Raw genomic sequence first — 1346 nt, forward strand, 5'->3', positions numbered from 1 at the left:
AAAAAATATGTCTCCCAAAGATATCTTAAAAAAAAAGAATAAAAACATTGACGAATATATCCTGAATATCCCTCCTATCATATCTGATAATTATATTAATGAACTGGAAAATATTAAAAAGGGTGGATACTTATGGTGTAGACCGCCTAGTGTGAAATCAAGCAAAACTTGACAACAATTTTCATTTATCACTTGAGGGATTTAACATTTTTTTGGAGAAAATCATGATTTCAAAAATTACTTCACCCACGTTATTGTTAGATAAAAAAAAATGCTTAGAAAACATCAAAAATATGTTTGAGAAGGCGAAAAGAAACAATCTTACATTTCGCCCTCATTTCAAAACACCTCAATCCGCAATAATTGGCAATTGGTTTAGGGAAATGGGAGTTAACAAAATTACTGTCTCTTCAGTTAAAATGGCTTACTATTTTGCTTCGAACGGATGGGATGATATTACAATTGCTTTTCCTTTTAATATTCTCGAAGTGAACGACCTGAATAATCTGTTGCAACATACAAAAATAAATGTTTTGGCTGACGATATTCTCACGATAAGATATTTACACAATCATTTGCATAAACCGGCAGGAGTTTTTATAAAAATCGACACCGGTTATAAAAGGAGCGGAGTTAATGTAGAAAATATTGAATACATAAAAAAATTAGTTCGCGAATTAAACCATAATTCATTATTAAAATTCAAGGGATTTTTAACTCACTCGGGACAAATGTATGATGTATCATCAAAAGCAGAAATTTTGAAGATTCATAATGAAACAATCGAAAAATTGTTAGCGATAAAAAATAAATTCACAAACAGCGATGATCTTATCCTCTCGATCGGTGATACTCCCTCTTGCAGTATCGCTGATTCTTTTCCGGGTATTGATGAAATTCGTCCGGGAAATTTTGTCTTCTATGATATTATGCAAGAGCAAATCGGTTCGTGCGAGTTTAGTCAAATTGCCGTTACTCTCGCCTGTCCTGTGGTAAGTAAAAATGCAGATAGAAATGAAATTGTAGTTTATGGCGGAGGATCGCATCTTTCCAAAGAATATATCCGGCGATCTTCGGACAACGAAAAAGTTTTTGGTTATATCGTGAAATTTGATGCTAATTCATGGTCAGAACCGATTCCCGATTCCTACGTTTGCAGATTATCACAAGAACATGGAATTGTAAAAATTTCTGATACAGAATTTCAGAATATTCAAATTGGAGATGTAATCGGCATTTTACCAGTCCATTCTTGTTTGACAGCCAATTTGATGAAAAAATATCTTAGCTTAGATGGTGAAGTAATTCCGATGATGGCTTGATAATTAGTGTCTGTCCGTAAAGTA

The 1346-nt window shown here is 33.1% G+C and carries 1 protein-coding gene; it reads left to right on the plus strand.

Annotated elements, in window-relative coordinates; all coding sequences use genetic code 11:
* Window positions 1-224: 224 nt before the first annotated feature.
* Window positions 225-1322 (plus strand): alanine racemase, encoded by a 1098-nt coding sequence (locus U9P79_10740; protein ID MEA2105089.1) that lies wholly within the window; start codon window positions 225-227, stop codon window positions 1320-1322.
* Window positions 1323-1346 lie beyond the last annotated feature (24 nt).

The sequence above is a fragment of the Candidatus Cloacimonadota bacterium genome, from assembly GCA_034661015.1.
Taxonomy (GTDB): domain Bacteria; phylum Cloacimonadota; class Cloacimonadia; order JGIOTU-2; family JGIOTU-2; genus JAYEKN01.